The following is a 24,595-nucleotide window of genomic DNA, read 5'->3' as shown; positions in this document are numbered from 1 at the left end:
TTCTCTAGCTGCATTGCCTCCTTCCAATGACCCATCGAATTCTGGGCCATTGGGTCTGAATTCTTCACGGGTCATCCCATCCCCTGCCAGCTAGTGTCGCGCAAAGGAATTGGCGGCACACCCTTGCCTGCAGGGCGTGCTGCATCTGGCACGCAGGCAAGGGAACATGACGCATGAAAACCCATGCACAGGCAGTTGTTATCGGCGGCGGACTGGTCGGCTGCTCGATCCTCTACCATCTGGCGAAACTCGGCTGGACCGACGTGGTGCTGCTGGAGCGCGATGAACTGACCGCTGGCTCCACCTGGCACGCAGCGGCCAACATCCACGGGCTGCACGACAACAACAACGTCACCCGCGTCCAGCACTACACCATGAACCTGTACAAGGAGCTGGAGAAGGAAACCGGCCAGGGCTGCGGCGTGTTCCAGCCGGGCTCGCTGTATCTTGCCAAAACCGAGGAGCGTGAGCACCAGCTGCGCCTGCAGGAGGCCAAGGCGAAATACTATGGCCTGAACTTCCACGAAGTGAGCCGCGAACAGGCCAAGGAACTGCACCCGCTGGCGCAGTTCGACGACATCCGCTGCATCATGTTCGAACCCGATGGCGGCAATGTGGACCCCTCGGGCGTGACCATGGCCTATGCCGCCGGTGCCCGTGCCATGGGCGCCCAGATCGAACGCTTCTGCCCGGTGACCGGCACCGAACAGCAGCCCGACGGCACTTGGATCGTGAAGACCGAAAAGGGCGACATCCACACCCAATGGGTGGTGAACGCAGGCGGTCTCTGGGGCCGCGAGGTGGCGGCGATGGCGGGCCTTACCCTGCCCCTGCAGCCGACCGAACACCAGTATTTCGTCACTGAGTCCATCGACGAAGTTGCCAATCTGGGCCGCCGCCTGCCCTCGATTGCTGACCGCGACGGCGAATATTATTTCCGGCAGGAGGGCAACGGCTTCCTGATCGGCGCCTATGAGAAGGACATGCGCTTCTGGGCCGAAAACGGCACGCCCTTGGACTTCGCCCACGAACTGTTCCCCGACGATCTGGACCGGATCATGGAGAACGTGATCCGCGCCACCGAACGCGTGCCCTGCGCCGAGACCGCAGGCGTCAAGCGGGTGATCAACGGCCCGATGATCTGGTCGCCGGATTCCAACGCCATCTGGGGCCCGGTGCCGGAGCTGAAGAACTACTTCTGCTGCACCGGCATCATTCCCGGCTTCTCGCAGTCCGGCGGCCTTGGCCTCTTGGCAGCCCAGTGGATGATCGAGGGCGAGCCGCAGTACGACATGTTCGCCTGGGATCTGGCCCGTTTCGGCGACTGGGCCGACAAAAAATTCACCAAGGCCCGCGTCGAGGACCAGTACGCGCACCGCTTTGCCATCCATTTCCCGAACGAGGAACGCAGCGCCGGCCGCCCGGCCCGCGTGCGCCCGGTCTATGAGCTGCAAAAGGAAATGGGCTGCGTCTTTGGCCTCAACTGTGGCTGGGAGCATCCGCTGTGGTTCTCCGGCACCCCCGGCACCATGGATACCAACAGCTTCACCCGCCAGAACTGGTGGGAGCCCGTGGGCCGCGAGGTCAGCATGCTGCGCGAGAACGTCGGTGTGATCGACATCTCGAACTTCGCCAACTACGTGATCAAGGGCCCCGGCGCGTTTGACTGGCTGGACAAGCTGGTTGCCAACAAGGTCCCAACCGAGGTGGGCCGTTCCTGCCTGACGCCGCTGATTTCGGTCCGCGGCGGCGTGGCCGGCGACTTCACCATCACCAAGGTGGCAGACGATGAATACATGATGGTCGGCTCCGGCATGGCGGAACGCTATCACCAGCGCTTTTTCAACATGGTCGAGCTGCCGGAAGGCACCACGTTTGAGGTCGCCACCAACCGCATCGCGGGCTTCAACGTGGCCGGTCCGAAATCGCGCGACATGCTGCAGCGGATGACCAATGCGGATCTGTCGAACGAAAACTTCCGCTTCATGCGCTCGCGCACTATCGAGGTGGCCGGCGTGGAATGCCTGGCGATCCGGGTGTCCTTCACCGGCGATCTGGGCTGGGAACTGCACTGCGCCGAGGAAGATCAGGTCAAGCTCTACGCCGCCCTTCTTGCAGCTTCCGCAGAGCTCGATGGCGGCCCGGTCGGCGGCCGTGCGCTTGGCTCCCTGCGGATCGAAAAGGGCTATGGCTCCTGGGGCCGTGAGTACAGCCAGGAATACTGGCCGCAGGAAGTGGGCCTCGCCGGTCTCGTCAAGCTGGACAAGGACTTCCTCAACAAGGAAGCCTATCTTAAGGTCAAGGACAACGCCCCGCGCGAAATGCTGGTCGGGTTCGAGATCGACGCGGTGAACGACGCCGACGCCTCGGGCGGTGAACCCATCTTCACCCCGGATGGCAAGCCGGTTGGCCGGGTCACCTCGGGTGCTTATGGCTACTCGGTCGGCAAGTCCCTGGCTCTGGGCTATGCCAACCCGGAAACCGCCAAACCGGGGGATGAGGTCGAGGTCTATATCCTTGGCAAACCGCACAAGGCACGGATCCTGGAAGCTGCTGCCTTTGACCCCTCCGGCGCACGTCTGCGGGCCTGATCAGAAAACCAAAAGCCGCCCTTCGGGGCGGCTTTCTTTTTTACGGCATTGATCAAAGATCAGACTGACTGCATCCCTGCCCTAAGCCACTCTGCAAAGGCCGCCTCATCCACGTCACCGGTTGCCAGATCTTCCATCATCCGCACGCCCTCAACCGGGTCGGGGCGGAACTGATAGCCGTTCAGGCGCAGAAAGGTCACGGCGGTCACAAAGGCGGTGCGCTTGTTGCCGTCGACAAAGGCATGCGCCTTGGCGATGCCGAATGCATAGGCCGCCGCAACCTCCGCCACACCGGCATCCGAATAAGCCGCCAGGTTCATCGCCCGCGCACAGCCCATCTCCAGCAATGCCTTGTCGCGCATCCCCGCCGCTCCGCCATGGCGGGCGATTTGCCGGTCATGGAAAACAACAACTGCCGCCAGCGGCACCCATTTGTATCTGCTCACGCCAGGGCCTGAAGCAGGTCTCGGTTCTCGTCCATCACGATTTCAGCCGCGGCCAGTGCCTCGGCCACCGAGGGATCATGCGCCATCACCCGCAGGCTGCCATCATCGCCGCGCACCACGAACAGCGTATCGCCTTCCTTGGCGTCCAGCATCGTCAGCATCTCCGTCGTCAGCGTGATGACGGCAGAGTTTCCGACTTTCCTGATCTTGGTCTCAATCATTGGTAGGCCTCATGTATATATACCCGTATATACGGCGAATGCCGCCAAATTTCAATGCCGCCTGTAGGCAGCGTTAAAGCTACAGCTCCATCCCCGCCGCGGCCTTCAGCAGCCAGGTCTTGAAATGCTTGACCGAGGGCGTCGCCGCCTTGTCCTTGAAAGTGGCAAAATAGGTCCAGGGGCAGTCAAGGTCGAAATCAAACGGCTCCACCAGCCGCCCGTTCGTCACATGGCTCCGCACCAGCGACTTCGGCAGCACCACGCAACCAAGCGATTGCACCGCAAATTCCAAACCCATGTTGGAAGAGTTGGTCTGCAGCCCGCCCTTGTGCTCAATCCCCGTAAGCCCATAATGTTTGGCGATTTTCTCCCAATAGATCGGGCGGCCCAGAATATGGATCAGCTTGGCATCGGCCAGCTGCTCAGGCCGGGACATCGCCTCGCCGCCAACCCGGTAGTCCGGCGAGCACACCAGCGCCAGCTTCTCGTCCCACAGTTTCACCGCCGGCCCCATCACGTCATCCACATGGTTGATGGTGATCGAGATGTCCGAGACGTTGGTCTCCACGTCCACCCAGATGGTGCTGTGGATGGTCAGGTCGATATCGGGATGCACCTTGGTGAAATCCTCGATCACGCCGATCAGCCATTTCTCCGCCAGGCTGACCGGGCAGGAAATCACCACCTCCCGCTTGTGGCTTTGCGAAATCAGCAGCTGGGTTGCGCTGTCAATCTCCTGCAGCGCGTGGCGGACCGACGGCAAATAAGCCTCCCCCACATCAGTCAGCGACAAAGACCGCGGGTGGCGCACAAACAGCGGCCTGCCAATGAACTCCTCCAGGCTGCGCACATGGTTCGACACCGCCGACTGGGTGCAGTTCAGCTCATCCGCCGCCGAAGTAAAGCTCAGATACCGCGCTGCGGCCTCGAAGGAACGGAGAAAGGTCAGGTGGGGAAGATTCTTCATCACGGGTCCGGCAGCGGTTTTGGGGCTATGTTTCCATGCTTTGGAATGGGCCGCAATTCCAAAGGGATCGCGTCTTCGCGAGGTCCGAAAACGACGTCTAACACAGCTTTCACGAAATATCCCGCGGCTATGACCTCCTTTAATTTGTGTGTCACTTGGACCTGCACCCCCTACTCTGACGCGGAAACAGCATCTGAACTGCCCCAGCGAGAGACCCGCCATGACCGCCACCTTCGACCGTGCCGCCGATTTCACCTTTGGTCTCAGCCCCGGCGACCTGCCGGAAACCACCCGTGAAGCCGCGGCGCTGATGTTCCTCGACACCCTCGGGATCACCATTGGCGCCGGCCCGATGGAGGCCGGCCGCATCGCCCGCGAAACCGCGGTGGCGCTATATGGCTGCGGCGAGGAGGGCCTGGGCGCACGGATGATGTTCGACGGCCGCAAGGTCAGCGTCGCCGGCGCCGCCTATGCCTCGGCCACCGCCACCGACAATCTGGACGGCCATGACGGCTATTACCCGACCAAGGGCCATATCGGCGTGGTGGTGATCCCGGCAATTGCAGCGCTGGCAGAGACCGTGCCGGATTTCTCCGGCCCCGAAGCGCTGGCGATCACCACGCTGGGTTATGAGCTGGCGGGCCGCGCCGCGCTGTCGCTGCATAATACTGTCAGCGATTACCACACCTCGGGCGCCTGGAACGCCCTAGGGGTTGCCGCAATGGCAGCCCGGATGCGCGGGCTGTCGCGCACCCAGCTGCGCGAGGCGCTGGGGATTGCCGAATACCACGGCCCCCGCAGCCAGATGATGCGCGAAATCGCCAACCCCTCGATGCTGCACGACGGCTCCGGCTGGGGCGCGATGGTCGGCATGTCTTCGGCAATCCTGGCCGAAAAGGGCTTCACCGGCGCGCCCGCGATCACCCTCGAAGAGGACCGGGTGGCTGAATATTGGCAGGACCTTGGCAGCTTCTGGCAGATGGAGCATCAGTATGTGAAGCCCTACCCGATCTGCCGCTGGGCCCATGCGCCGATCGACGCGGTGCGCCAGGTGATGCTGGACAACACCCTGACCCATGAACAGATCGCCAAGATCCACATCAACACCTTCCACGAAAGCGCCTGCCTCTACCCGGGCATTCCTTCCACCACCAGCCAGGCACAGTATTCGCTGGGCTTTGCGGTTGCGATCCAGGCGGCCTATGGCCGGATCGGGGTCGAGCATATCTCCGGCGCAGGCCTGAACGGTCCGCTGGTTGCCTCGATCCACGAACGCATCTCGGTTTCCGAGGCCGCCCGCCACTCGGTCCGTTTTCCGATGTGCCGGGTTGCCGATGTGGTGGTCACTCTGACAGACGGCCGGGTGATCGAGAGCGGCGACGTGCATGCGCGCGGCGGCCCGGAGGCGCCCCTTTCCCGCGATCAGGTCATCCGGAAGTTCATGGAGTTTGCCTCGCCGTCGCTTGGTGAATCCCGCGCCGCCGAAATCCGCGACGCGGTGCTGGGCATGACCCGCGAGGGCAGCAAGTTCTCCGACCTCGGCCGCCTGATCTACGACGCCCCGAAGACTTAATCAGAAAGACACCAGATATGGCACGCGACAGGCGCAGCGGCGGACGCCGCGGAAAATCCACCCGTTCCGGCGGCAGCATCGATCAGCTGCCCTGGACCCAGGTGAAAAACACCTACCCGGCGTATGAACTGCTGAACCCGGACCAGATGGACCAGCTGCACGCCACGTCGATGCGGATCCTGTCGGAGGCCGGGATCCGGGTGATGGGCGGCAATGTCATGGATCTGTTCGTGGGCGCCGGCGCCATCGTGGATCGGGACACGCAGACCATCCGGATGGATGAAAGCATCGTCAAAGAGGCGCTGAAAACGGTTCCGCGTGAGTTCACCCTGACCGCGCGCAACCGCGCCAAGCAAATCACCCTGGGCGGCAACAACGTGACCTTCGGCCTGGTGGCCGGCCCGCCCAACGTGCACGACTGCATCAATGGGCGGCGGCAGGGCAATCTGACCGACTACCAGAACTTCATCAAACTGGCGCATCACTTCAACGCCATCCATCTGATCGGCAACCAGGTGACCGCGCCGCTGGAACTGCCCGCGAACAACCGGCATCTGGACACCTATCAGGCCAACCTGACCTATTCTGATCTGTCCTTCCACTGCTCCGCCATCGGCCGCGGCAGGGCGCTGGACGGGATCAACATGATGGCCATCAGCCGCGGCCAGACGCCCGAAGAAATGAAGGATGACCCGGGCGTGATCACCATCATCTCAGTCAACTCGCCGCGGCTGTTTGACGATGCGATGGGCGACGGGCTGATTGCCATGGCCGAATACGGCCAGCCGGTGACGGTGACGCCCTTCACATTGATGGGCGCGATGACCCCGGTGACCCTGCCCGCTGCATTGGCGCAGCAGAACGCCGAGGCACTGTTCGGGGTGGTGCTGACACAGCTGGTCAATCCCGGCACGCCGGTGATGTACGGCTCCTTCACCTCCAATGTGGACATGCGCTCCGGCGCGCCTGCATTCGGCACGCCGGAAAACGCCAAAGCCAATATCGTCGGCGGCCAGCTGGCGCGGCGCTATGGCATCCCTTACCGGACCTCAAATGCCAATGCCTCTAATGCGGTGGACCTGCAGGCGGCGTATGAGACCATGATGGCAAGCTGGGGCGCGGTGCTTGGCGGTGCCAATATTGTCTACCACGCAGCCGGCTGGCTGGAGGGAGGGCTGACGGCGTCTTATGAGAAATTTATTATGGATGTGGAGATCATCCAGAACATGATCGAATTCCTGAAGCCGATGAAGTTCGACGCCGACGAACTGGGCTTTGACGCCATCCAGTCGGTGCCCACCGGCGGCCATTTCTTTGGCGCCGAGCACACGATGGCGCGCTATGAAACCGCGTTCTACACCCCGATGCTGTCGGACTGGCAGAACTACGAGAACTGGGAAGCGGCCGGCGCCAAGGATGCGCTGCAGCGGGCGACCGGCCTCTGGCAGCAGGCGCTGCGGGATTACGAGGAACCGGCGATGGATCCGGCCATCAGCGAGGAACTGGAGGCCTATGCGGCCAGACGGCGCGAGGAAATCGGGTCCGGCGAGCCTTGATGGAATGGATGCGAGGGGCCAGCCCCTCGCGCTCCCCGGAGTATTTTTGCAAAGATGAAACAGACGCCTGTTTAGAGCCGGTCAAACAGCCGCCCAGGCAGCGCATCGTGACGCGGCAGGCCAAGCGCCCGCATCAGGCAGAACATCATCGCCTGGTTGGAGGTGACAACCGGTTTGCCCAGATGCGCCTCGATCCGCTCCACCGCCTCAACCGCGCGCATGTCAGTACAGCTCAGCACGATGGCCTGCGCCTGCGGGTGGTCCGCCTGGCAGGCCAGATCAAATACCTCCTCCGGTGTCAGCTCGCCCTGGCCGTAATTGCCAAGCTCACGCCCCACATCGGCGCATTTCACCGTGGCAATCTGGTTCTGCGCCAGGAAGTCCATTGCTTGCGTGTTGATCTCGCCCAGGTAGGGAGAGGAGAAGCCCACTTTGGTTGCGCCGAGGGCCTTGATCGCATCAACCAGCGCCCCGGCAGCGGTAAAGGACAGCGCGCCAGAGCCTGCTTCGATGTCCTGCGCCAGCTTTTCATCAAACCCCGGCCCATGGGTCAGCGTTGCTGAGGTGCAACCGTAAAGCACCACATCGGGACGCACGCCCGAGATCATCCTGAGATCATGGCTGATGTCGGAGACGCCAAGCCCCGCCATCTGGCCGGAACCCGGGATCTCGTCCACGTCATAACCTCCCAAGCGCTGAAAGTGCACCGTGGTATCGGGTGCGCGCATCAGCATCATATCCGGTTCCAGATTGGTGTTGGAGTAAGGCACCAGCACGCCGATTTTAGCGCGGGTGCGGGTCTCATAGGTCATGTGAACATTCCTTTCAGAACCGTCAGCGCGCGGTCCATCACGTCTTGGCTGCTGATGGTGGCGCGCAGGCAATCGCTGAGGCCATAACCGCCCATGCCGCGCATCAGCAGCTTTTCCGCCCGCAGCGCCGTATCCGCCGCCTGTGCTTGCACGGGCGAGGCAAAGCGCATCAGCACAAAATTGGTGTGGCTTTGCGGCACCGTCAGCCCCAGTGCACGGCAGCCCGCGGCAAAGCCATCACGGATCGCGGCAGTTTTGGCCACCGTATCGCGCATATGCGCCTGGTCTTGCATTGCTGCCGCCGCCATCGCCTGTGATGGGATGGATATATTATTGGGGTTCAATAGTTTACGCACCTCACTGGCGATCTGAGGCGGGAAATAGCCCCAACCGGCCCGCGCCCCTGCCAGCCCATAGGCCTTGGACAGGGTCCGCAGCACTACGGTATCGCCGCGCTCTGACAGCGCGAAGACTTCGGCAGGGTCGTTTTCCGCATCGGCAAACTCGGCATAGGCCTGATCCACCACCAGCAGCACATCCGCAGGCAGGCCTGCGCGCAGACGCAGGATCTCACCGTTGGGAACCAGCGTGCCGGTTGGATTGCCTGGGTTGCAGACAAAGACGATGCGGGTCTCAGACGTCACTGCGGCAAGGATATCGTCCACCGACACCGTCAGATCGCGCTCGCGCGCTTTGACGTAATCCACCTGCACCTGGGCCGAGGCGGAGGATACAAAGGCATAGCCGTAATCGGTGCCCAAGACCCGGTCGCCCGGCCCGGCAAAGGCACGGATCAGGCAGCCGATCAGCTCCATCGAGCCGGCGCCGCACAGCACCTTGGCCGGGTCCAACCCGTGCACCTCGGCCACCGCGGCGCGCAGATCGGGCCATTCCGGGTCAGGGTAAAGAGGCATCTGATCCAGCACTGCCTTGCCTGCAGCTATCGCGGCGGGGCTGGCGGCAAAGGCGCTTTCGTTCTGAGCCAGGGAAATGACCCCCTCGCCGCCGAGATCCGCCAGCGCATAAGGCGCCATGGCAGCTACATGAGGAACTGCGCGGATCAATTGGCACCTCCATAGACGCTGGCGCCTTCCGCGGTCACCAGCCCGCGTTTCAGGTCCAGTGCCAGGGCGTCCGGGTCACGTTCGGACGGGTTGCCGAAGCCGCCACCGCCGGGGGTTTCAAAGATCAAGTAGTCGCCTGCCTCCACCCGCAGCTCGCCCTTGCCCGGGATGTCCTGTCCGCCATCGCGCAAGCGGATGCGGCCCAGGGCGCCGGGCTGTCCGCCCATACGGCCAAGGGCCGGGAACTTCAGCCGCTCCACCGACAGGAACACGATGAAAGGCGCATCATTGGAGGCCGTCATCTCGATCCGCTGGCCCAGCCCGCCGCGGTACTTGCCCGCTCCGCCGGAGTCGGGCCGCAGCTCGCGCCGCCACATGATGACCGGCGCCACCGCCTCGGTAATCTCCACCTGGCTGCCAAAGACTCCCGACGGGTAAGCCGTCGCCGACAGCCCGTCCGCATGGGGCCGCGCGCCGGTGCCGCCGTTGTGAACCGGCTCGATGGCGAACTCGCGGCCGCCGTCGCGGGCCACCTCGGGCGCGTGGCGCATCGGCAGGTCGAACATGCAGCTGGCGCCTTCGGCCGGCACCTGATCGGGCAGCGCCTGGTGCAGGCAGCCCAGAACCAGGTCTGGCGTCACCTGCCCCAGCGTGTGGCGCATCGCTACCGGCACCGGGCGCTGCGCATTCAGGATACAGCCCTTGGGGCCGTCCACAGTGAACAGCTCCAAAGACCCGGCATTATTGGGAATATCCGGGCCGACAATGCAGCGCAGCGCAAACACCGTATAGGCGGTGGCATAGTTCAGCGGCACGTTGATGCCCTTGCTGGAACAGCCCGATGTGCCGCTGAAATCCACATGCATGCCGTCCTTGGAGACGGTCAGCGTTGCGTGCAGTTCCAGTTCGTTCTCGTAGCCATCCATTTTCAGGACGTTCTTGTAGACCCCTTCGGGGACCTCAGCGATGGCCTCCAGCGCGCCGCGGCGGGAGGTGGCGATGATGTAGGACCCAAGCGCATCCAGATCACCGATGCGGAACTCCTCCATCATGTCGACCAAACGCGTCACCCCCGCCTCGCAGCAGGCAATCAGCGCGTAGATATCGCCCTCATTGGCAATCGGCTCGCGGCTGTTGGCGCGGATGATATCCATCAAGAGCGCATTCGGCTCGCCTTCCTCAACCAGCTTGCAGGGCGGGATCAAGAGCCCCTCGTCATAGATGTCAGAGCCTTCCGGCCCCATGCCGAGGCCGCCCAGATCAACCAGATGCGAGGTGCAGGAGGTGAATCCCACCACCTTGCCGTCCTTGAACGCCGGCATCATCAGCAGGAAGTCGTTCAGATGCCCCGAGGCGAGCCAGGGATCGTTGGTCATGTAGATATCGCCGGGCTTCATCGTTGCAACCGGGAAGCGTTCACGCAGATGCAGCACCGCTTCGGCCATGGTGTTGATATGGCCGGGCGTGCCGGTCACGGCCTGTGCCAGCATCCGGCCCTGCACGTCAAAGATACCGGCAGAAATATCACCGCATTCGCGCACGATGGGGCTGAAGGCCGCACGGATCAGGGTCTGGCCCTGCTCCTCGACCACCGCCAGCAGGCGGTTCCACATGACTTGCAGGCGAGCGGGGGAAAGATCGGCAGCCATCATGCGTCTCCTTTCTGGTCGTGTTTCTGATCCTGGATCAGCACGAGGTTACCAATTGCGTCCACATGGGCAGAGAAATCCGCCGAGACCAGCGTGGTGGTTTGCGGCTCGGTGATCAGCGCCGGGCCGCAGACGCGGTCGCCGGGCTGCAGGCTGTCGCGCGGCACAAAGGCCGCTTGCTTCACCGTCCCGTCCACGTCGCAAGTGATCGGGCGGAAGCCTTCGGCCCAGATGTTCTTCAGCTCCGGGGTTTCCGGCACAGCAGCCGCCCCGGCATCCGGGGTTGCCACCCGCACCGCCCAGTTCAGGACCTCGATCTTCATGCCCGGCACCGGGCGCGAGAACTGCTTGGCGTATTCGGTTTCAAACGCTTCGGTCAGCGGTCCCAGATCCTCTGCCGTCAGATCGCGGTCCGGCAGGGTGATCTCAATCTCATGCCCCTGCCCGTTGTAGCGCATGAAGGCGGTGCGCTGGACTTCCGTCGCGGCGTCGCCCGCGCCCTGCGCCACCACCGATTTCGCCTCGTCGATCATCTGGGAGAACAAGCTGTTGATTTGCCCCATATCCATGGCTTCGAGCAGCGAATAACGCGAGCGCACAATCTCAAAACTGACCGGTGCAAACAGGAAGCCCACAGCCGAGCCGACACCCGGGTTCGGCGGGATCACGATGCGCGACACCCCTGCCGAGCGCGCCACCCGGCTTGCATGCAGCGGACCGTTGCCGCCAAAGGCAATCATGGTGCGCGGGCCCAGATCCTTGCCCGATTCCACCGCGTGCATCCGCCCGGCGCTGGCCATGCTCTCATCCACGATGCGGCTGACACCGTCCGCCGCGCCGGCCCCGTCCAGCTCCAGCCGGGAACCAATCACCCGCGCCAGTGCCGCCTTCGAGGCCTCAGGGGCGATCTTAATAAACCCTTCGGCAAAGGTATCGGGCACGATGTAGCCCAGCGTAATGTCGCTGTCAGTCACAGTCGGTTCCGTGCCGCCGCGCCCGAATGCCACCGGGCCAGGCTCAGATCCAGCCGACTTCGGCCCCACGGTCAGCCGCCCCAGCCGGTCCACCCCGGCGATGGAGCCGCCGCCGGCACCGATTTCGATCATCTCGATCACCGGGATGCGCACCGGCATGCCGGACCCTTTGATGAACCGCGCCGCGCGGGCGATTTCAAACTGGCGCGAGGTCTGCGGGCGGGCGCCATCAATCAAGCACAGCTTGGCGGTGGTGCCGCCAACGTCAAAGGACAGCACCTCCTCCAGCCCCGCCTGCGCCGCAATGCGCGCGGCCAGAATGGCGCCGCCCGCCGGGCCGCTCTCCACCAGACGGATCGGAAACCGCGCCGCGGTCTGGATGGTGCACATGCCGCCGCCGGCAGTCATCATCAGGATCGGGCAAGTGACGCCCTCCGCGGCGAACCGCTCGGCAAACCGCGCCAGATAGCTCTCCATCAGCGGCTGGATATAGGCGTTGGCCACCGTGGTGCAGAGCCGGTCGAACTCCCGCGCCTCGGGGCTGACATCCGAGGAGATCGAGACCGTCAGGCCCGGACGGCGCACCGCTAGAACATCCCGCAGCCAGCGTTCATGATCGGAGTTGGCGTAGGAATGCATCAGGCAGATTGCCACCGCATCGGCGCCGCAGGAGTCCAGCTCCGCGATCAGCGCCTCAACCGTGCTGTCCTCCATGCCGATCAGCACCTCGCCTGTCGCCGACATCCGCTCCCGGATGGTCAGCGCGCGTTCCCGCGGCACCAGCAGATCGGGCTTTTCCAGGTTGATGTCATACTGCGAATAGCGCCGCTCATAGGCGATTTCCAGAATGTCCCGGAACCCTTCCGTGGTCACCGTCGCCACCGTTGCCCCGCGCCGCTCGATCAGCGCATTGGTGGCCAGCGTGGTGCCATGGATGAAGCCAGCCACTTCCCCCAGAGAACGCCCCGATTGCGCCATCACCCGCGCGGCACCTTCCATGGCGCCGTCTGCCGGGTTCTGATGGGTGGTCAGGGTCTTGGTTGAGGCCAGAATCGTGTCTTCGCCCGCCACCAGAACAGTGTCGGTAAATGTGCCGCCTATATCAATGGCAAGGCGCAACGTGTTTGAGGCTGTCATGTTTCATTCCAAAGTCTGCCTTTAGGGATCCGTCGAACGCCCGGTCAGGGCTGACAGACTTCAGGCAGCGACCAGATTGCATCCGGTTGCGCGGCGATCCATGCGTTTGGGAATGAATGTGTGCTTCATGCTCGTATCCTGCGGTGCGACCCCTCGGACAGCTTGGCGGATTGCGACATGAAAATTGTCTGATTGCGCCGCAAACCCCACAGGCAGCAGCCTTCCCCTCCCGGCAGCAGATTCCGCCGGAAGGGGAAAAGACTTAGCCGAAGTGCAGGGTTTTGACTTCCTGATAGTCCTCCAGCCCCAGCATGCCGCCTTCGCGGCCGTTGCCGGACTGTTTGTAGCCGCCAAAAGGCGAACCGTAGTTGAAGCCGCCGCCGTTGATATGCACGGCGCCTGCACGCAGGCGGGCGGCAACGCGCTCGGCCCGCTCCGGATCGCCGGTCTGCAAATAGGCCGCCAGGCCATAAGGCGTATCGTTGGCGATGCGGATTGCGTCTTCCTCATCCTCGAAGGGGATGACCACCAAGACCGGGCCAAAGATCTCCTGCTGAGCGATCGCCATCTCATTGGTCACATCGGCAAAAACCGTCGGGCGCACGTACCAGCCCTTGTCCAGCCCCTCAGGCCGGCCCAGTCCGCCCGCCAGCACTGTGGCGCCTTCGTCGATGCCCGTTTGGATCATGCCCTGCACCCGGTCGAACTGGATGCGGTCGAACATCGGACCGATGTGCTCGCCCTCCTGCGCAGGATCACCAACCGCCTGCCCTTCAGCTGCCGCCTTAGCGATCTGCAGCACCTGATCATAGCAGCTCTTCTCCACCAGCATCCGGGTTGGCGCGTCGCAGCTTTGGCCGGTGTTATACATGCACTCCAGCACCGAGGCCGTCACCTTCTCCTGCAGATCGGCATCCGCAAACACCAGATTCGGAGACTTGCCACCCAGCTCCAGCGTCACCCGTTTGACCGTATCCGCGGAATCCTTGGCCACCGCCACCCCGGCCCGGGTCGAGCCGGTGAAGGACATCATGTCGATATCCGGATGCCGCGACAGGCCGGCACCAACGGTCGGCCCATCGCCATGGATCAGGTTGAACACACCGGCGGGATAGCCCGCGTCATGGATCATCTGTGCATAGACCGCCGCCGACATCGGCGTGTGCTCCGACGGCTTCAGCACGCAGGTTGACCCGGTCGCAAGCGCCGGCAGCACCTTCAGCGCGATCTGGTTCACCGGCCAGTTCCAGGGCGTGATCAGCCCGCAGACCCCGATCGGTTCGCGCACCAGAATGTCGCCGTTGGGCAAGGTCTCGCGCAGCTCCTGGGTCTTCAGTGCCTCAAGAATCCCTTCCAAATGGCCGATGCCTGCATCCGCCTGGGCGTCGCGCGCCATGGAAATCGGGGCGCCCATTTCTGCGTTCAATGCCTGCGCCATTTCTTCGCGGCGCGCGTTGCTGATCTCCAACAACCGCTCCAAGAGCGCAATCCGCTCATCGCGCGAAGTGCGGGAAAAGCTCTCAAACGCCGCTTTGGCCGCGGCCACCGCAGTGTTCACATCCACCTCATCGCCCAGGATAATGGTGCCGATCTGTTCTTCTGTCGCCGGGTTCAGAACCGGGAATTCGCGGGTGGAATGCGGTGTCACCCAGGCGCCGCCGATATAGAATTTTTGCAGGTCCATCAGGTCAATCTCACTTTTGCGTGCTCACATTTGCGTGGTGATTTCGGGTCAGAAGTTCAAGCAGGCGGGGCCGATGCGCCGGCACCGGGCGCAGCCCAGCTGTTGCAGAAACAGTGGACGGGGACCCTGCCGCCGTCAAGCGCAGGGATAGCCCTGCTGTAAACTCTTCCAGCCCTCCCGGGCTGCGCGTGCTGACACCGGAGAATGCCCGGCATGCCGCCGCGCTGACACAGCAAAAACGGCAAGATGGCATCGTTTTCCGCAGCCCTCTGGCTGTGGGTTGCGCGCATCAGTGCCCGACAAAGACGTCATTAACCGCAGGAATCTGTTCGCGGCCCGCGCTGCCCGGTTTAGGATTTTCGAAAGCCCGCACCAAAAAGACCGGGCGTCTAGAGGCAAGTCATGAGCAGATCCAAGTGGACAGCCCGTTGTGTGCTGCTGGCCGGGACCATCCTGTGCAGCTGCACTGTTGTTGGCGTGGACTACCAGCGCCCGGACTTTGCGGTGCCGGCGGCCTATTACCAATCCCGCAGTTATGCGACCGCCCAAGGCGCGGCTGAAACCTGGTGGCAGGGGTTGAACGATGCCACGCTGAACCGGCTGGTTGACGCGGGCCTGGCCCAGAACCTCGGTATCAAGGCCGCCCGCGAACGCCTGAAAGCCGCCGAGGCCCTGCGTCGCGGCACCGGCCGACCGCAGCAGGTCAGCGGCAATCTGGAAGGCAGCTCGATCTTTTCGCGCCGCGAATCCCAGAACAATTCCTCCAGCCAGGATATCGCCGAAGTTGGCGCAACCTACGTTTTTGACTTGTTCGGTGAGTTTGAGCGGCGCTCTGAACGCGCCGTTGCCGACCGGGACGCGCAATTCTATCAGATGGCCACCACCCGGCTGGCGATCACGGATGCGATCACCCGCACTTACATCCAGGCCCGCTTTTTCCAGCGCGGCGCAGCTGTCACCCGCAAGACGATCCGTCTGCGCGAACAGATCCTGGGAACTGTGGTTGAACTGCAAGAAGCCCGCGCCGTGCTGGCGCTGGATGTCGAACGCACCAAATTGCAGGTCGCCAGTGCCAAGGCGGACCTGCCCGGCTTTATTGCCAGCTATGAATCCTCGGTGTTTGCCCTGGCCACCCTGCTGGACCGCGACGCGTCCGAGGTTTTTGCGATGATGAAGGGCAACTACAGCCAGCCCTACCCGGCCACCAAACCGGAACTGGGCGTGCCCGCCACCCTGCTGCGCAACCGCCCCGACATCCTGCTGGCCGAGGCCCAGCTGCGCAGTGCCACAGCGGATATCGGCGTGACCGAGGCGGAACTCTACCCCTCTCTGGAAATCACCGGCTCGGTGCAGGCAGTCCGCAATGTGCCCGATCTCTACTCCATCGGTCCGACTTTGAATTTCCCGCTGTTCAACCGCCCCGTGCTGCGTGCCTTCCACAAACGGGCGATCGCCGAGGCCAAGGCGACGGAATACGATTACCGCTCTGCCGTGCGCGGCGCCGTGGAAGAGGTCCAGTCCCAGCAAAGCTCGCTGCGGGCCGCCCGCCAGCGTACCGCGGCGCAGGTCCGCGCCGTCAACCTTGGCACCAAAGTTGCCGATCTGGCGCGCGAAACCTTCACGGCCAGCGAAATCACCCTGTTCGACCTGCTCAACACCGAAGAAGCGCTGCGGGACAATGAGCTGAATCTGATCTCCGCCCGCCGTGATCTGGCGCTGGCCTGGGCCGGGCTGCAGATTTCACTGGGCAAGGGTTGGGCACCGGATCAAACACCGGCCAGCGCAACCGCAGCTTTGTCAGCAAAAGCTGAGTAAGTTCAGGCATTCAGTTCCGGTGCGGGACAGGTCCAGTGCGGGACGACCCCCGAGCGGTCTCAGGCCTGTTCTTGCTGCATCTGTTCGACCATCTGCCGCGCGCGCTTGCACTGCAGCTTGTCGCGCAGTGGGCTGTCGGGGTCGATGTCTTTCGAGCACACCACGCATTTGTCGGCGCCCGAGATCGCATTCAACCCGCCGCAGCTGCCCTTGATCTTCTTGCCCATCAGAATGACCCCCAGCGACATGCCCAGGGTAACGATCAGCAGCAGGATAAAGGCCAGAAGAAAGGTGCTCATGTTGTGGTCCCTCGCAGGATTGCTTGGCGGCGGCTTCAGTTTCCGGTCAGCGCCTCGAACGCGCTGCTGGCAGAGGTCATATAGGCATCCGCACCGGCTTGCACGTCCCGATCAATGAAAAACACGGCAAGTTTATGCTCTTGTGCAAGCTTCAGCCCGTTTTCGCGGCCCAAAACCAGCATCGCGGTGGCCCAGGCATCCGCCAGCATGGCGTTTTCCGCAATCACCGTGACCGAGGTGGTGGCATGCGTCACCGGCCGCCCCGCCACCGGGTCGAGGATATGGGAATAGCGCATGCCCTCATGCTCGAAGTAATTCCGGTAATCGCCCGAGGTCGCCAGCCCCAGATTGCTGACCGGCACGATCAGCTGCACCGTTTGCGCCGCCGCATCGGGTTTCTCGATACCGATGCGCCAGGCCTCGCCCTTGGCATTTTCACCCTTGGTCACCAGATCGCCGCCGATCTCCACCATGTAGTTTTCAACACCGAAGCCCTGCAGCGCCGCCGCCACCGCATCAACGCCGTATCCCTTGGCGATGGCCGACAGGTTGATGCCAGTCTCCGGCACCGATTTCTTCAGCGTGCCGGCCCCGGCATCCAGCGTCAGCAGTCGCGCCTGGCCGACGCCTTCCAGCGCTTTGCCGATCGCGTCATCCGACGGCACCGGATCCTCCGGCTTGCGCGGGCCGAAGCCCCATAGCTCGATCAGCGGCCCCAGGGTCACGTCAAACTTGCCGCCGGTTTTGGCATGCACATCACTGGCCGCCGCCAGAACATGGGCAAACTCCGGCGACACACGCACCGGCGCGGTGCTGCGCGCGGCAGAAAAGGCCGAGACCTCAGACGCCGGATCCCAATTCGACATTTTCGCGTTGACCGCCGCCAGGGTGCCCTCCACCGCGGTGGCCAGGGCGTCTTGGTCCAGATCCTCGCCAATGGCGATCACACTGTAGGTGGTGCCCATGGTTTCACCCGACAGCCGCACTTCTTCCGGCGCGCTTTCGAACCAGCAGCCGGACACCGCCAGCACCGCGGGCAGGATCAGGGCAAACAAGAACCTTCTGGGCATCAGTAAATCTCCGGCGGCAAAACTGGCGCTGCTATGCCCCCGCTCTGCGCCAGAGTCAAATATGGCGCCCCAGGGATCAGAACTTCAGCGGCACAAAGGCCAGCGCCAGCAGGCCAATGGCAGCAGGCACCCCGAACAGCCAGGCCCGCAGCCGGGCATTCGGCGGCTGGGCCTTCCAGGTCTGCCGGTACATATGGCCGCAGACCACCACTAGGAAAACGGTCAGCGCGCCGGTGACAGGGGTCAGATAGAGGGTCTCGAACATGTTGTTTTCCGGCCTATGTTAGCGCTCGCGTCATTTCGCCTCTTCCCGGATCGTAATCCCGCGTTAAGATGAGGATATCACCTGATCCAGGATAGGAGGAGACCCGCGCAATGGCACCGACCTCATACCAAGCTCCGATGCGGGGCGACAAGGAGGACAAGCACACATACAGCCAGTCCGCCGAGTCAAACCTGTCGCATTCGCAGACAACAGTGGCCAAGCTGCTGGAGGGCAAGGGCGATGCCATCTTTGCGGTGCGCCCCAATGACACCATCGGCCATGTGGTTGATGTGCTGAAGGAAAAACATATCGGCGCGCTGGTGGTGACCGACCAGAACGGCGACCTGCAGGGCATCCTGTCGGAACGCGACATCGTGCGGCGGATGGCCGAGACCCCCGGCCACACCCTGCCGCAGGAGGTGTCGGCGCTGATGACCACAGCCGTGAAGTCCTGCACACCGGATGACTATCTGCATGACGTGCTGAAAACCATGAGCGAAGGCCGCTTCCGCCACATGCCGGTGCTGAAAGACGGCAAGCTGACCGGCATGATCACTGTCGGCGACGTGGTGAATTTCCGCCTGCAAGAGCTGGAGTATGAAACCCTGCGCATGAAGCAGATGATCGTCGGCTAAGGTTTTTACCGGCGGCGCGTCACGGAAATGGCCCGCCGCCGGCTTTCTGCAGCGTATCCAGAAACACCTGCAGGTCCTCCGCATCGGCCAGCGCCTCTGTATGGCGCTTGATCGCGGGGCCGTATATCTTCCACATCTGCCGCCGCAGTGCCGCACCCTCGCTGGTCAGAAACAGCACCTTGCCACGCCGGTCGTGTTCATAGACTGTTTCGCGCACCAGCCCCTGCTTTGCCATCTGCGCCAGAATGCGCGACAGGTTGGACTGCTCGAACAACAGGTTTCTGGTCAGTTCAAAGGCGCGCACCCCGCCCGTCCCGGCCATCTCTATGCCCCACAGCACATCATACCACCGCAGGCCAGGCAGCCCGGCAGCGCGCAGCTCCGCCTCTATCTCCCGGTGCGCCTGCCGGTAGGCCCGGTTCAGCAGGATCCAGATTGCGGTTTCCCGTTTACTTGGCGTCATGTGAAATCACGAGTTGGTGAACGAAGAAGGCAGCAGGATTTTTCACATGCGGATGCAGTAAAATAGATGCCATAACATCTATAGGGGGTTCAGCGCGAACAATGAACCCCGGAATCCAATACCGCCCCAAGGACAAATCCAAACAGGGATACCGTCATGTTGATCAAAATTGCACCGCTTGCCGCCGCCGCACTGCTGGCCGCACCCGCCGCCTTTGCAGCGACCTACAAGACCGACCAGGGCCACACCGAGGTCTTCTTCAGCTGGAGTCACGTCGGGGTTTCGGTGCAAAGCGGGGAATTCACTTCGGTTGACGGAACCCTGGAACTGGACCCGGAAAACCCCGAAGCGGCCGCCCTCAATGTCACCATCAGGACCGACAGCCTTTCCACCGGTTTCGGGCCGCTCGACGACGATCTGTCCAGCGCAAACTTTCTGGAAGTTGAAACCTATCCGGAAATCACCTTTGTCAGCACCGGCGTCGAGCGCACCGGCGAAAACACCGCCAATGTCAGCGGCGACCTGACCATTCACGGCGTCACACAGCCGGTCGTGCTGGAAACGACCTTGACCCATCTGGGCGCGCATCCTGCGGGCAGCGTTTTCGAATACTTCCAGGGTGACTGGGCCGCCTTCGAAGCCACCACCACGCTCGACCACCTGTCATTCGGCGTGGGCGGTTTTTCCGTGGGACCGATCAATGTCCGTATCGTGACGGAATTGAAGGCACAGTAACTGAAACCTGACTGGCGCACAGGAGGTGTACCCGGGGTGCACAGATTGCACCCCCTCCCCCACGCCCGCCGGAAAACGGCAAAGCCCCGGATGTTTCCATCCGGGGCTTCTTTTTCGGATTGCTTTCCGGCCTAGCCGCCGAAGTCGTCCAGCATGATGTCCTCACGGTCCACGCCCAGATCCAGCAGCATGTTGATCACCGACTGGTTCATGATCGGCGGGCCGCACATGTAGAATTCGCAGTCTTCCGGCGCCGGGTGGTTCTTGAGGTATTCCTCAAACAGCACGTTATGGATAAAGCCGGTGTAGCCTTTCCAATCGTCCTCAGGCTGAGCATCCGACAGCGCCACGTGCCAGTCGAAGTTGTCGAACTCCTCGGCCAGGCTGTCGAAGTCTTCGACAAAGAACATCTCTTTCTTGGAACGCGCACCATACCAGAAGCTGATCTTGCGGTCGCGGTTCTGCAGGCGCTTCAGCTGGTCAAAGATGTGCGAACGCATCGGCGCCATGCCGGCACCGCCGCCGATGAACACCATTTCCTTCTGGGTGTCGCGGGCAAAGAACTCGCCAAACGGACCCGAGATGGTGACTTCATCCCCCGGCTTCAGGTTGAAGATGTAGGACGACATCATGCCCGCAGGAATACCCTCGGATCCCGGCGGCGGCGAAGCGACGCGGACATTCAGCATGATGATGCCCTTTTCGTCCGGGTAGTTCGCCATTGAGTAGGCGCGTTCAACCGGTTCAGCCACTTGCGATTTGTACTGCCACAGATTGAAACGGTCCCAGTCTTCGCGGTACTCTTCCTGGATGTCGAAGTCGGTATAGGCCAGCTGATGCGCGGGCGCCTCGATCTGGATGTAGCCGCCGGCGCGGAAGTTCACATCCTCGCCTTCGGGCAGTTCCAGAACCAGCGCCTTGATGAAGGTCGCCACGTTGTCGTTCGACCGCACTTTGCAGCGCCATTTCTTGACGCCGAAGACTTCCTCGGGGACTTCAACTTCCATGTCCTGCTTGACCGCAACCTGACAGGAAAGACGGTCGCCGCAGCCCGCTTCGCGCTTGGTGATGTGGCTTTCCTCGGTCGGCAGGATCGACCCGCCGCCCGAGTGCACCCGCACCCGGCACTGGGCACAGGTGCCGCCGCCGCCGCAGGCGGAGGGGACGAACAGTTTCTCTGCCGCCAGCGTTTGCAGCAGCTTGCCGCCCGCAGGCACCGAGATGGTTTTTTCACCGTTGATGGTGATGTTGACGTTGCCGGTCGAGACCAGGCGGGAACGGGCGACCAGGATGACGGTCACCAGCGCCAGCACGATCACCGTGAAAAGGGCTACGCCGAGCGTGAAAGTTTCCATGTTTCCGCGCTCTCCTTACAGTTTGACGCCGCTGAAGGACATGAAGGCCATCGCCATCAGTCCCGCGGTGATAAAGGTGATGCCAAGGCCCTGCAGACCGTCCGGCACGTCGGAATACTTCAGCTTCTCGCGCACGCCGGCCATTGCAGTGATCGCCAGCGCCCAGCCAAAGCCGGAAGACAGACCATAGGTGGTTGCTTCCGCAAAGTTGTAGTCGCGTTCTACCATGAACAGCGAGCCGCCCAGAATCGCGCAGTTCACTGTGATCAGCGGCAGGAAGATCCCCAGCGCGTTGTACAGCGGCGGGAAATACTTATCGAGGATCATCTCCAGGATCTGCACCATCGCCGCGATCACCCCGATGTAGGAGATCAGACCAAGGAATGTCAGATCCACATCCGGGAAACCCGCCCAGGCCAGCGCGCCGGGTTTCAACAAGTAGGTCAGCAGCAGGTTGTTTGCCGGCACGGTGATAGCCTGCACAACCATCACCGAAATCCCCAGCCCCAGCGCGGTCGAGATCTTTTTCGACACCGCGAGGAAAGTACACATGCCCAGAAAGAAGGACAGCGCCAGGTTCTCAACAAAGATGGCCTTGACGGCGAGTGAAATCAGCCCTTCCATCAGTGCGCCTCCACGGATTGGATTTTATATTCACGCTCTTCCACCTGGTTCGGCTTCCAGGTGCGGAAACCCCAGATCAGCAGGCCGATGACAAAGAACGCCGAGGGCGGCAGCAGCAGCAGGCCGTTCGGCACATACCAGCCGCCGTTGTTCACGGTCTCCAGGATGGTGATGCCGAACAGCGAACCGGAGCCGAACAGCTCGCGGATCACGCCCACCAGCATCAGGATCAGGCCATAGCCCAGACCGTTGCCGATACCGTCGATAAAGGACGCGACCGGCGGGTTCTTCATGGCAAACGCTTCGGCGCGGCCCATCACGATACAGTTGGTGATAATCAGACCAACGAAGACCGACAGGGTTTTCGAAATCTCGAACGCATAAGCCTTCAGCACCTGGTCCACCAGGATCACCAGAGAGGCGATGATCACCATCTGCACGATGATCCGGATCGAACCCGGAATCTGGTTGCGCAGGATCGAGATGAACATCGACGCGAACGCGGTCACAAAGGTCACCGCTAAGGTCATTACGAATGCCACCTGGAGCGACGAGGTCACCGCCAGCGCCGAACAGACGCCCAGCACCTGCAGCGTGATCGGGTTGTTGTCGACCAGCGGATCGAGCAGCATTTCTCTTTTGGTCTGGGACATCAGAACTCTCCCGCTTGCAGGGACTTGAGGAAAGGCCCGTAGCCTTCTTCGCCCATCCAGAACTTCACCAGATTGTCGACCCCGACAGAGGTCAGCGTCGCACCGGCCAGCGCATCGATATGGTGCTCCGGCCCGGCTGGACCTTGAGTTTTGGCAACGGTGATCTGCAGCTCGCCGCTGTCATCATGCAGCTTCTTGTCCTGCCACTGGGCTTTCCAGCGCGGGTTGTCGACCTCGGCGCCAAGGCCCGGGGTTTCGCCGTGCTGATAGAATTGCAGGCCAAAGATGTCGTTGCCGTTTTCCTCCACCGCGATGAAGCCATAGAGGGTGGACCACAAGCCATAGCCGCGGATCGGCAGGATCACCTTGTCCACATCGCCGTTTTCCTCACGCAGCAGATAGACGGTCTTGTAGCGCGACTGGCGGCCGATGCCGGCCGGGTCATTGTCCAGCTCGCGGCTCAGCTCCGGATCCTGCGCGGCCGCCAGATCGTCAAAGCTGGCGGCGTCGAACTGGTCGGTGAACTCACCGGTTTCCAGGTCCAGCACCTGCGGTTCGAAGGCGGCAAAGGCTTCGGCCACATTCTGGCCCGGCTCGTACAGCCCCGCCACCTGCAGAACGTTCAGCTGCTTGTCGCGCTTCTTGTTGGCTTCCTGCACCGGCCGCAGGGACACGGCGGCGGTGGACACGATCATCGAGGCCACCAGGCAGACGGCGACGGCGATGAAAACGGTCTTGCCAACCGAATCCGGCGACGCGGCGAGGAAGCGGCCGATCAGGCCCTTGCTTTGGGTATCAGCCATGGCGGCGCGCCCTCCGTTTGATGTTGGCCTGCACGACGAAGTAGTCGATCAGCGGTGCAAAGACATTGCCGAACAGGATGGCCAGCATCATGCCTTCGGGGAAGGCCGGGTTCAGCACCCGGATCAGCACCACCATCACGCCGATGAGGGCACCATAGATGTAGCGGCCCGCGTTGGTGTGGGACGCCGAAACCGGCTCGGTCACCATGAACACCAGACCAAAGGCATAGCCGCCCAGCACCAGATGCCAGTACCAGGGCATCGCAAACATCGGGTTGGTGTCGGAACCGATCACGTTCAGCAGCAGCGAAAATGCAATCATCCCGCCCAGACAGCCCGCGATCAGGCGCCAGTTGGCAATTTTGGTAAACAAGAGGAAGGCCAGGCCAATGGCGCAGGCCAGCGTCGAGGTCTCGCCAAAGCTGCCCTGAATGGTGCCATAAAAGGCGTCCGACCATTCAATGCCCTTGGCCGCCAGCGCCTGCACGCCTTCGGCAGCCGAGACCCCCAGCGCAGTCGCGCCGGAAAAACCGTCAACCGGGGTCCAGACACTGTCGCCCGACATATTGGCCGGATAGGCGAAATACAGGAACGCCCGGCCGGTCAGTGCCGGGTTCAGGAAGTTCTTGCCGGTGCCGCCAAAGACTTCCTTGCCGATCACCACGCCAAAGATAATGCCCAGTGCCACCTGCCACAGCGGCGCCGAGGCCGGCATGATCAGTGTGTACAGCATCGAGGTCACAAGGAAGCCCTCGTTCACCTCGTGGCCGCGGACGGTGGCAAAGATCACCTCGAAAATGCCGCCCGCAATCAGCGTCACCAGATAGATCGGCAGGAAATACAGGAACCCATGCGCCACATTGGCCATCGGGTTCGCCGCATCCAGCGAGATGCCGAACATCTGCAGGATGGCAATCCGCCAGCCGGTGGCCGCATCTGCCCCCAGCGCGGCAATCGCCGAGTTCGCCTGATAGCCAGTGTTCCACATGCCCCACAGAATGCAGGGGATTGTGGCGATCACCACATAGGTCATGATCCGCTTCATATCGATGTATGAACGCGCATGCGGCGCCGCGGTGGTCACGGTTTTCGGGGTATAAAGGAAGCTCTCTACCATTTCGTAGACGGGGAAGTACTTTTCGTACTTGCCGCCCTTTTCGAAATGGGGCTCGATCCTGTCAAAGAAGCTGCGCAATCCCATCCG

General features: G+C 62.5%; 23 protein-coding genes. 6 read left to right on the top strand and 17 right to left on the bottom strand.

From position 1 onward, the window contains the following. Positions 1–173: 173 nt before the first annotated feature. Positions 174–2,591 carry a GcvT family protein gene (locus AQUI_RS0103345; RefSeq protein ID WP_027256235.1) on the top strand — a complete coding sequence of 806 codons (2,418 nt, stop codon included), beginning with the start codon at positions 174–176 and terminating at the stop codon, positions 2,589–2,591. A gap of 59 nt (positions 2,592–2,650) precedes the next feature. Here AQUI_RS0103345 and AQUI_RS0103340 read toward each other — a convergent pair whose 3' ends face one another. The 3 genes from AQUI_RS0103340 to AQUI_RS0103330 all read right to left on the bottom strand — a co-directional run bounded on the left by AQUI_RS0103340 (position 2,651) and on the right by AQUI_RS0103330 (position 4,225). Continuing rightward, positions 2,651–3,037 (bottom strand): type II toxin-antitoxin system death-on-curing family toxin, encoded by a 387-nt coding sequence (locus AQUI_RS0103340; RefSeq protein WP_027256234.1) that lies wholly within the window; start codon positions 3,035–3,037, stop codon positions 2,651–2,653. Next, positions 3,034–3,258 (bottom strand): AbrB/MazE/SpoVT family DNA-binding domain-containing protein, encoded by a 225-nt coding sequence (locus tag AQUI_RS0103335; protein WP_024092785.1) that lies wholly within the window; start codon positions 3,256–3,258, stop codon positions 3,034–3,036. The genes AQUI_RS0103340 and AQUI_RS0103335 overlap by 4 nt, the downstream gene beginning before the upstream one ends. A gap of 79 nt (positions 3,259–3,337) precedes the next feature. Next, positions 3,338–4,225 carry a LysR substrate-binding domain-containing protein gene (locus tag AQUI_RS0103330; RefSeq protein WP_027256233.1) on the bottom strand — a complete coding sequence of 296 codons (888 nt, stop codon included), beginning with the start codon at positions 4,223–4,225 and terminating at the stop codon, positions 3,338–3,340. A gap of 220 nt (positions 4,226–4,445) precedes the next feature. On the opposite strand from AQUI_RS0103330, the gene AQUI_RS0103325 reads away from it, so the two are divergent. Both AQUI_RS0103325 and AQUI_RS0103320 read left to right on the top strand, forming a co-directional pair. Further along, a complete protein-coding gene (locus tag AQUI_RS0103325; RefSeq protein ID WP_027256232.1) occupies positions 4,446–5,798 on the top strand; it encodes an MmgE/PrpD family protein in 1,353 nt (450 codons plus the stop codon). A gap of 17 nt (positions 5,799–5,815) precedes the next feature. After that, positions 5,816–7,354 (top strand): trimethylamine methyltransferase family protein, encoded by a 1,539-nt coding sequence (locus tag AQUI_RS0103320; protein WP_027256231.1) that lies wholly within the window; start codon positions 5,816–5,818, stop codon positions 7,352–7,354. A gap of 71 nt (positions 7,355–7,425) precedes the next feature. On the opposite strand, the gene AQUI_RS0103315 is transcribed toward AQUI_RS0103320, so the two are convergent. The 5 genes from AQUI_RS0103315 to AQUI_RS0103295 all read right to left on the bottom strand — a co-directional run bounded on the left by AQUI_RS0103315 (position 7,426) and on the right by AQUI_RS0103295 (position 14,674). After that, a complete protein-coding gene (locus tag AQUI_RS0103315; RefSeq protein ID WP_027256230.1) occupies positions 7,426–8,166 on the bottom strand; it encodes a maleate cis-trans isomerase family protein in 741 nt (246 codons plus the stop codon). Continuing rightward, entirely contained in the window at positions 8,163–9,230 is a 1,068-nt protein-coding gene (locus AQUI_RS0103310) for a pyridoxal phosphate-dependent aminotransferase (protein ID WP_027256229.1), read from the bottom strand. The genes AQUI_RS0103315 and AQUI_RS0103310 overlap by 4 nt, the downstream gene beginning before the upstream one ends. Then, positions 9,227–10,879, bottom strand: coding sequence for a hydantoinase B/oxoprolinase family protein (locus tag AQUI_RS0103305; RefSeq protein WP_211235992.1), 1,653 nt, complete (start codon positions 10,877–10,879; stop codon positions 9,227–9,229). Before AQUI_RS0103305 ends, AQUI_RS0103310 begins: the two co-directional genes overlap by 4 nt. Continuing rightward, the gene (locus tag AQUI_RS0103300) at positions 10,879–12,990 is read right to left on the bottom strand and encodes a hydantoinase/oxoprolinase family protein (RefSeq protein ID WP_027256227.1); all 2,112 of its coding nucleotides are present in this window, start codon (positions 12,988–12,990) and stop codon (positions 10,879–10,881) included. The genes AQUI_RS0103305 and AQUI_RS0103300 overlap by 1 nt, the downstream gene beginning before the upstream one ends. A 262-nt stretch (positions 12,991–13,252) precedes the next feature. Further along, entirely contained in the window at positions 13,253–14,674 is a 1,422-nt protein-coding gene (locus AQUI_RS0103295) for an aldehyde dehydrogenase family protein (protein ID WP_035919758.1), read from the bottom strand. Positions 14,675–15,076: 402 nt separating this feature from the next. Here AQUI_RS0103295 and AQUI_RS0103290 point away from each other — a divergent pair, with 402 nt between their 5' ends. Beyond that, complete coding sequence (locus tag AQUI_RS0103290) at positions 15,077–16,489, top strand: efflux transporter outer membrane subunit (protein ID WP_027256225.1); 1,413 nt, start codon at positions 15,077–15,079, stop codon at positions 16,487–16,489. Between the two features lie 59 nt (positions 16,490–16,548). Here the strand turns inward: AQUI_RS0103290 and nqrM are convergent, their stop codons facing one another. From nqrM to AQUI_RS0103275, 3 genes are all read right to left on the bottom strand, one after another. Continuing rightward, positions 16,549–16,788, bottom strand: a complete 240-nt coding sequence (nqrM, locus tag AQUI_RS0103285) for a (Na+)-NQR maturation NqrM (RefSeq protein WP_024092707.1) — start codon at positions 16,786–16,788, stop codon at positions 16,549–16,551. 35 nt (positions 16,789–16,823) lie between these two features. Next, positions 16,824–17,858 (bottom strand): FAD:protein FMN transferase, encoded by a 1,035-nt coding sequence (locus AQUI_RS0103280; RefSeq protein WP_027256224.1) that lies wholly within the window; start codon positions 17,856–17,858, stop codon positions 16,824–16,826. 76 nt (positions 17,859–17,934) lie between these two features. Then, the gene (locus tag AQUI_RS0103275; protein ID WP_027256223.1) at positions 17,935–18,123 is read right to left on the bottom strand and encodes a hypothetical protein; all 189 of its coding nucleotides are present in this window, start codon (positions 18,121–18,123) and stop codon (positions 17,935–17,937) included. 110 nt (positions 18,124–18,233) lie between these two features. Between AQUI_RS0103275 and AQUI_RS0103270 the strand changes: the two genes are divergently transcribed. Further along, positions 18,234–18,758, top strand: a complete 525-nt coding sequence (locus AQUI_RS0103270; RefSeq protein ID WP_027256222.1) for a CBS domain-containing protein — start codon at positions 18,234–18,236, stop codon at positions 18,756–18,758. Between the two features lie 19 nt (positions 18,759–18,777). On the opposite strand, the gene AQUI_RS27110 is transcribed toward AQUI_RS0103270, so the two are convergent. Next, complete coding sequence (locus tag AQUI_RS27110) at positions 18,778–19,221, bottom strand: MarR family winged helix-turn-helix transcriptional regulator (protein ID WP_035919756.1); 444 nt, start codon at positions 19,219–19,221, stop codon at positions 18,778–18,780. A 156-nt stretch (positions 19,222–19,377) separates the two neighbouring features. Between AQUI_RS27110 and AQUI_RS0103260 the strand changes: the two genes are divergently transcribed. After that, complete coding sequence (locus tag AQUI_RS0103260; protein ID WP_027256221.1) at positions 19,378–19,956, top strand: YceI family protein; 579 nt, start codon at positions 19,378–19,380, stop codon at positions 19,954–19,956. 131 nt (positions 19,957–20,087) lie between these two features. On the opposite strand, the gene nqrF is transcribed toward AQUI_RS0103260, so the two are convergent. The 5 genes from nqrF to AQUI_RS0103235 are packed head-to-tail and all read right to left on the bottom strand — an operon-like array spanning position 20,088 to position 24,592. Next, the gene (gene nqrF, locus AQUI_RS0103255; protein WP_027256220.1) at positions 20,088–21,311 is read right to left on the bottom strand and encodes an NADH:ubiquinone reductase (Na(+)-transporting) subunit F; all 1,224 of its coding nucleotides are present in this window, start codon (positions 21,309–21,311) and stop codon (positions 20,088–20,090) included. A 15-nt stretch (positions 21,312–21,326) separates the two neighbouring features. Beyond that, a complete protein-coding gene (nqrE, locus tag AQUI_RS0103250; protein ID WP_027256219.1) occupies positions 21,327–21,935 on the bottom strand; it encodes an NADH:ubiquinone reductase (Na(+)-transporting) subunit E in 609 nt (202 codons plus the stop codon). Continuing rightward, positions 21,935–22,588, bottom strand: coding sequence for an NADH:ubiquinone reductase (Na(+)-transporting) subunit D (locus AQUI_RS0103245; RefSeq protein ID WP_027256218.1), 654 nt, complete (start codon positions 22,586–22,588; stop codon positions 21,935–21,937). Before AQUI_RS0103245 ends, nqrE begins: the two co-directional genes overlap by 1 nt. Next, on the bottom strand, positions 22,588–23,391 hold the full coding sequence (locus AQUI_RS0103240; protein WP_027256217.1) for a Na(+)-translocating NADH-quinone reductase subunit C: 804 nt from the start codon (positions 23,389–23,391) through the stop codon (positions 22,588–22,590). The genes AQUI_RS0103245 and AQUI_RS0103240 overlap by 1 nt, the downstream gene beginning before the upstream one ends. Continuing rightward, positions 23,384–24,592 (bottom strand): NADH:ubiquinone reductase (Na(+)-transporting) subunit B, encoded by a 1,209-nt coding sequence (locus AQUI_RS0103235; RefSeq protein WP_027256216.1) that lies wholly within the window; start codon positions 24,590–24,592, stop codon positions 23,384–23,386. The genes AQUI_RS0103240 and AQUI_RS0103235 overlap by 8 nt, the downstream gene beginning before the upstream one ends. Positions 24,593–24,595 lie beyond the last annotated feature (3 nt).

Origin of the sequence: Leisingera aquimarina DSM 24565 (assembly GCF_000473165.1) — a bacterium.
Taxonomy (GTDB): Bacteria; Pseudomonadota; Alphaproteobacteria; order Rhodobacterales; family Rhodobacteraceae; genus Leisingera; species Leisingera aquimarina.
Note: the sequence above shows the minus strand (reverse complement) of the source record. Positions and strands in the feature narration are given on the sequence as shown.

Excerpts from the sequence above, each read along its gene's own strand:
- AQUI_RS0103270 (WP_027256222.1), top strand. The coding sequence starts at position 18,234 with ATGGCACCGACCTCATACCAAGCTCCGATGCGGGGCGACAAGGAGGAC.
- AQUI_RS0103260 (WP_027256221.1), top strand. The coding sequence starts at position 19,378 with ATGTTGATCAAAATTGCACCGCTTGCCGCCGCCGCACTGCTGGCCGCA.
- AQUI_RS0103325 (WP_027256232.1), top strand. The coding sequence starts at position 4,446 with ATGACCGCCACCTTCGACCGTGCCGCCGATTTCACCTTTGGTCTCAGC.
- AQUI_RS0103305 (WP_211235992.1), bottom strand. The coding sequence starts at position 10,879 with ATGGCTGCCGATCTTTCCCCCGCTCGCCTGCAAGTCATGTGGAACCGC.
- AQUI_RS0103245 (WP_027256218.1), bottom strand. The coding sequence starts at position 22,588 with ATGTCCCAGACCAAAAGAGAAATGCTGCTCGATCCGCTGGTCGACAAC.
- AQUI_RS0103290 (WP_027256225.1), top strand. The coding sequence starts at position 15,077 with ATGAGCAGATCCAAGTGGACAGCCCGTTGTGTGCTGCTGGCCGGGACC.
- AQUI_RS0103280 (WP_027256224.1), bottom strand. The coding sequence starts at position 17,858 with ATGCCCAGAAGGTTCTTGTTTGCCCTGATCCTGCCCGCGGTGCTGGCG.
- AQUI_RS0103295 (WP_035919758.1), bottom strand. The coding sequence starts at position 14,674 with ATGGACCTGCAAAAATTCTATATCGGCGGCGCCTGGGTGACACCGCAT.
- AQUI_RS0103315 (WP_027256230.1), bottom strand. The coding sequence starts at position 8,166 with ATGACCTATGAGACCCGCACCCGCGCTAAAATCGGCGTGCTGGTGCCT.
- AQUI_RS0103345 (WP_027256235.1), top strand. The coding sequence starts at position 174 with ATGAAAACCCATGCACAGGCAGTTGTTATCGGCGGCGGACTGGTCGGC.
- AQUI_RS27110 (WP_035919756.1), bottom strand. The coding sequence starts at position 19,221 with ATGACGCCAAGTAAACGGGAAACCGCAATCTGGATCCTGCTGAACCGG.
- AQUI_RS0103235 (WP_027256216.1), bottom strand. The coding sequence starts at position 24,592 with ATGGGATTGCGCAGCTTCTTTGACAGGATCGAGCCCCATTTCGAAAAG.
- AQUI_RS0103320 (WP_027256231.1), top strand. The coding sequence starts at position 5,816 with ATGGCACGCGACAGGCGCAGCGGCGGACGCCGCGGAAAATCCACCCGT.
- nqrF (WP_027256220.1), bottom strand. The coding sequence starts at position 21,311 with ATGGAAACTTTCACGCTCGGCGTAGCCCTTTTCACGGTGATCGTGCTG.
- AQUI_RS0103240 (WP_027256217.1), bottom strand. The coding sequence starts at position 23,391 with ATGGCTGATACCCAAAGCAAGGGCCTGATCGGCCGCTTCCTCGCCGCG.
- AQUI_RS0103275 (WP_027256223.1), bottom strand. The coding sequence starts at position 18,123 with ATGTTCGAGACCCTCTATCTGACCCCTGTCACCGGCGCGCTGACCGTT.
- nqrE (WP_027256219.1), bottom strand. The coding sequence starts at position 21,935 with ATGGAAGGGCTGATTTCACTCGCCGTCAAGGCCATCTTTGTTGAGAAC.
- AQUI_RS0103300 (WP_027256227.1), bottom strand. The coding sequence starts at position 12,990 with ATGACAGCCTCAAACACGTTGCGCCTTGCCATTGATATAGGCGGCACA.
- AQUI_RS0103330 (WP_027256233.1), bottom strand. The coding sequence starts at position 4,225 with ATGAAGAATCTTCCCCACCTGACCTTTCTCCGTTCCTTCGAGGCCGCA.
- AQUI_RS0103335 (WP_024092785.1), bottom strand. The coding sequence starts at position 3,258 with ATGATTGAGACCAAGATCAGGAAAGTCGGAAACTCTGCCGTCATCACG.
- nqrM (WP_024092707.1), bottom strand. The coding sequence starts at position 16,788 with ATGAGCACCTTTCTTCTGGCCTTTATCCTGCTGCTGATCGTTACCCTG.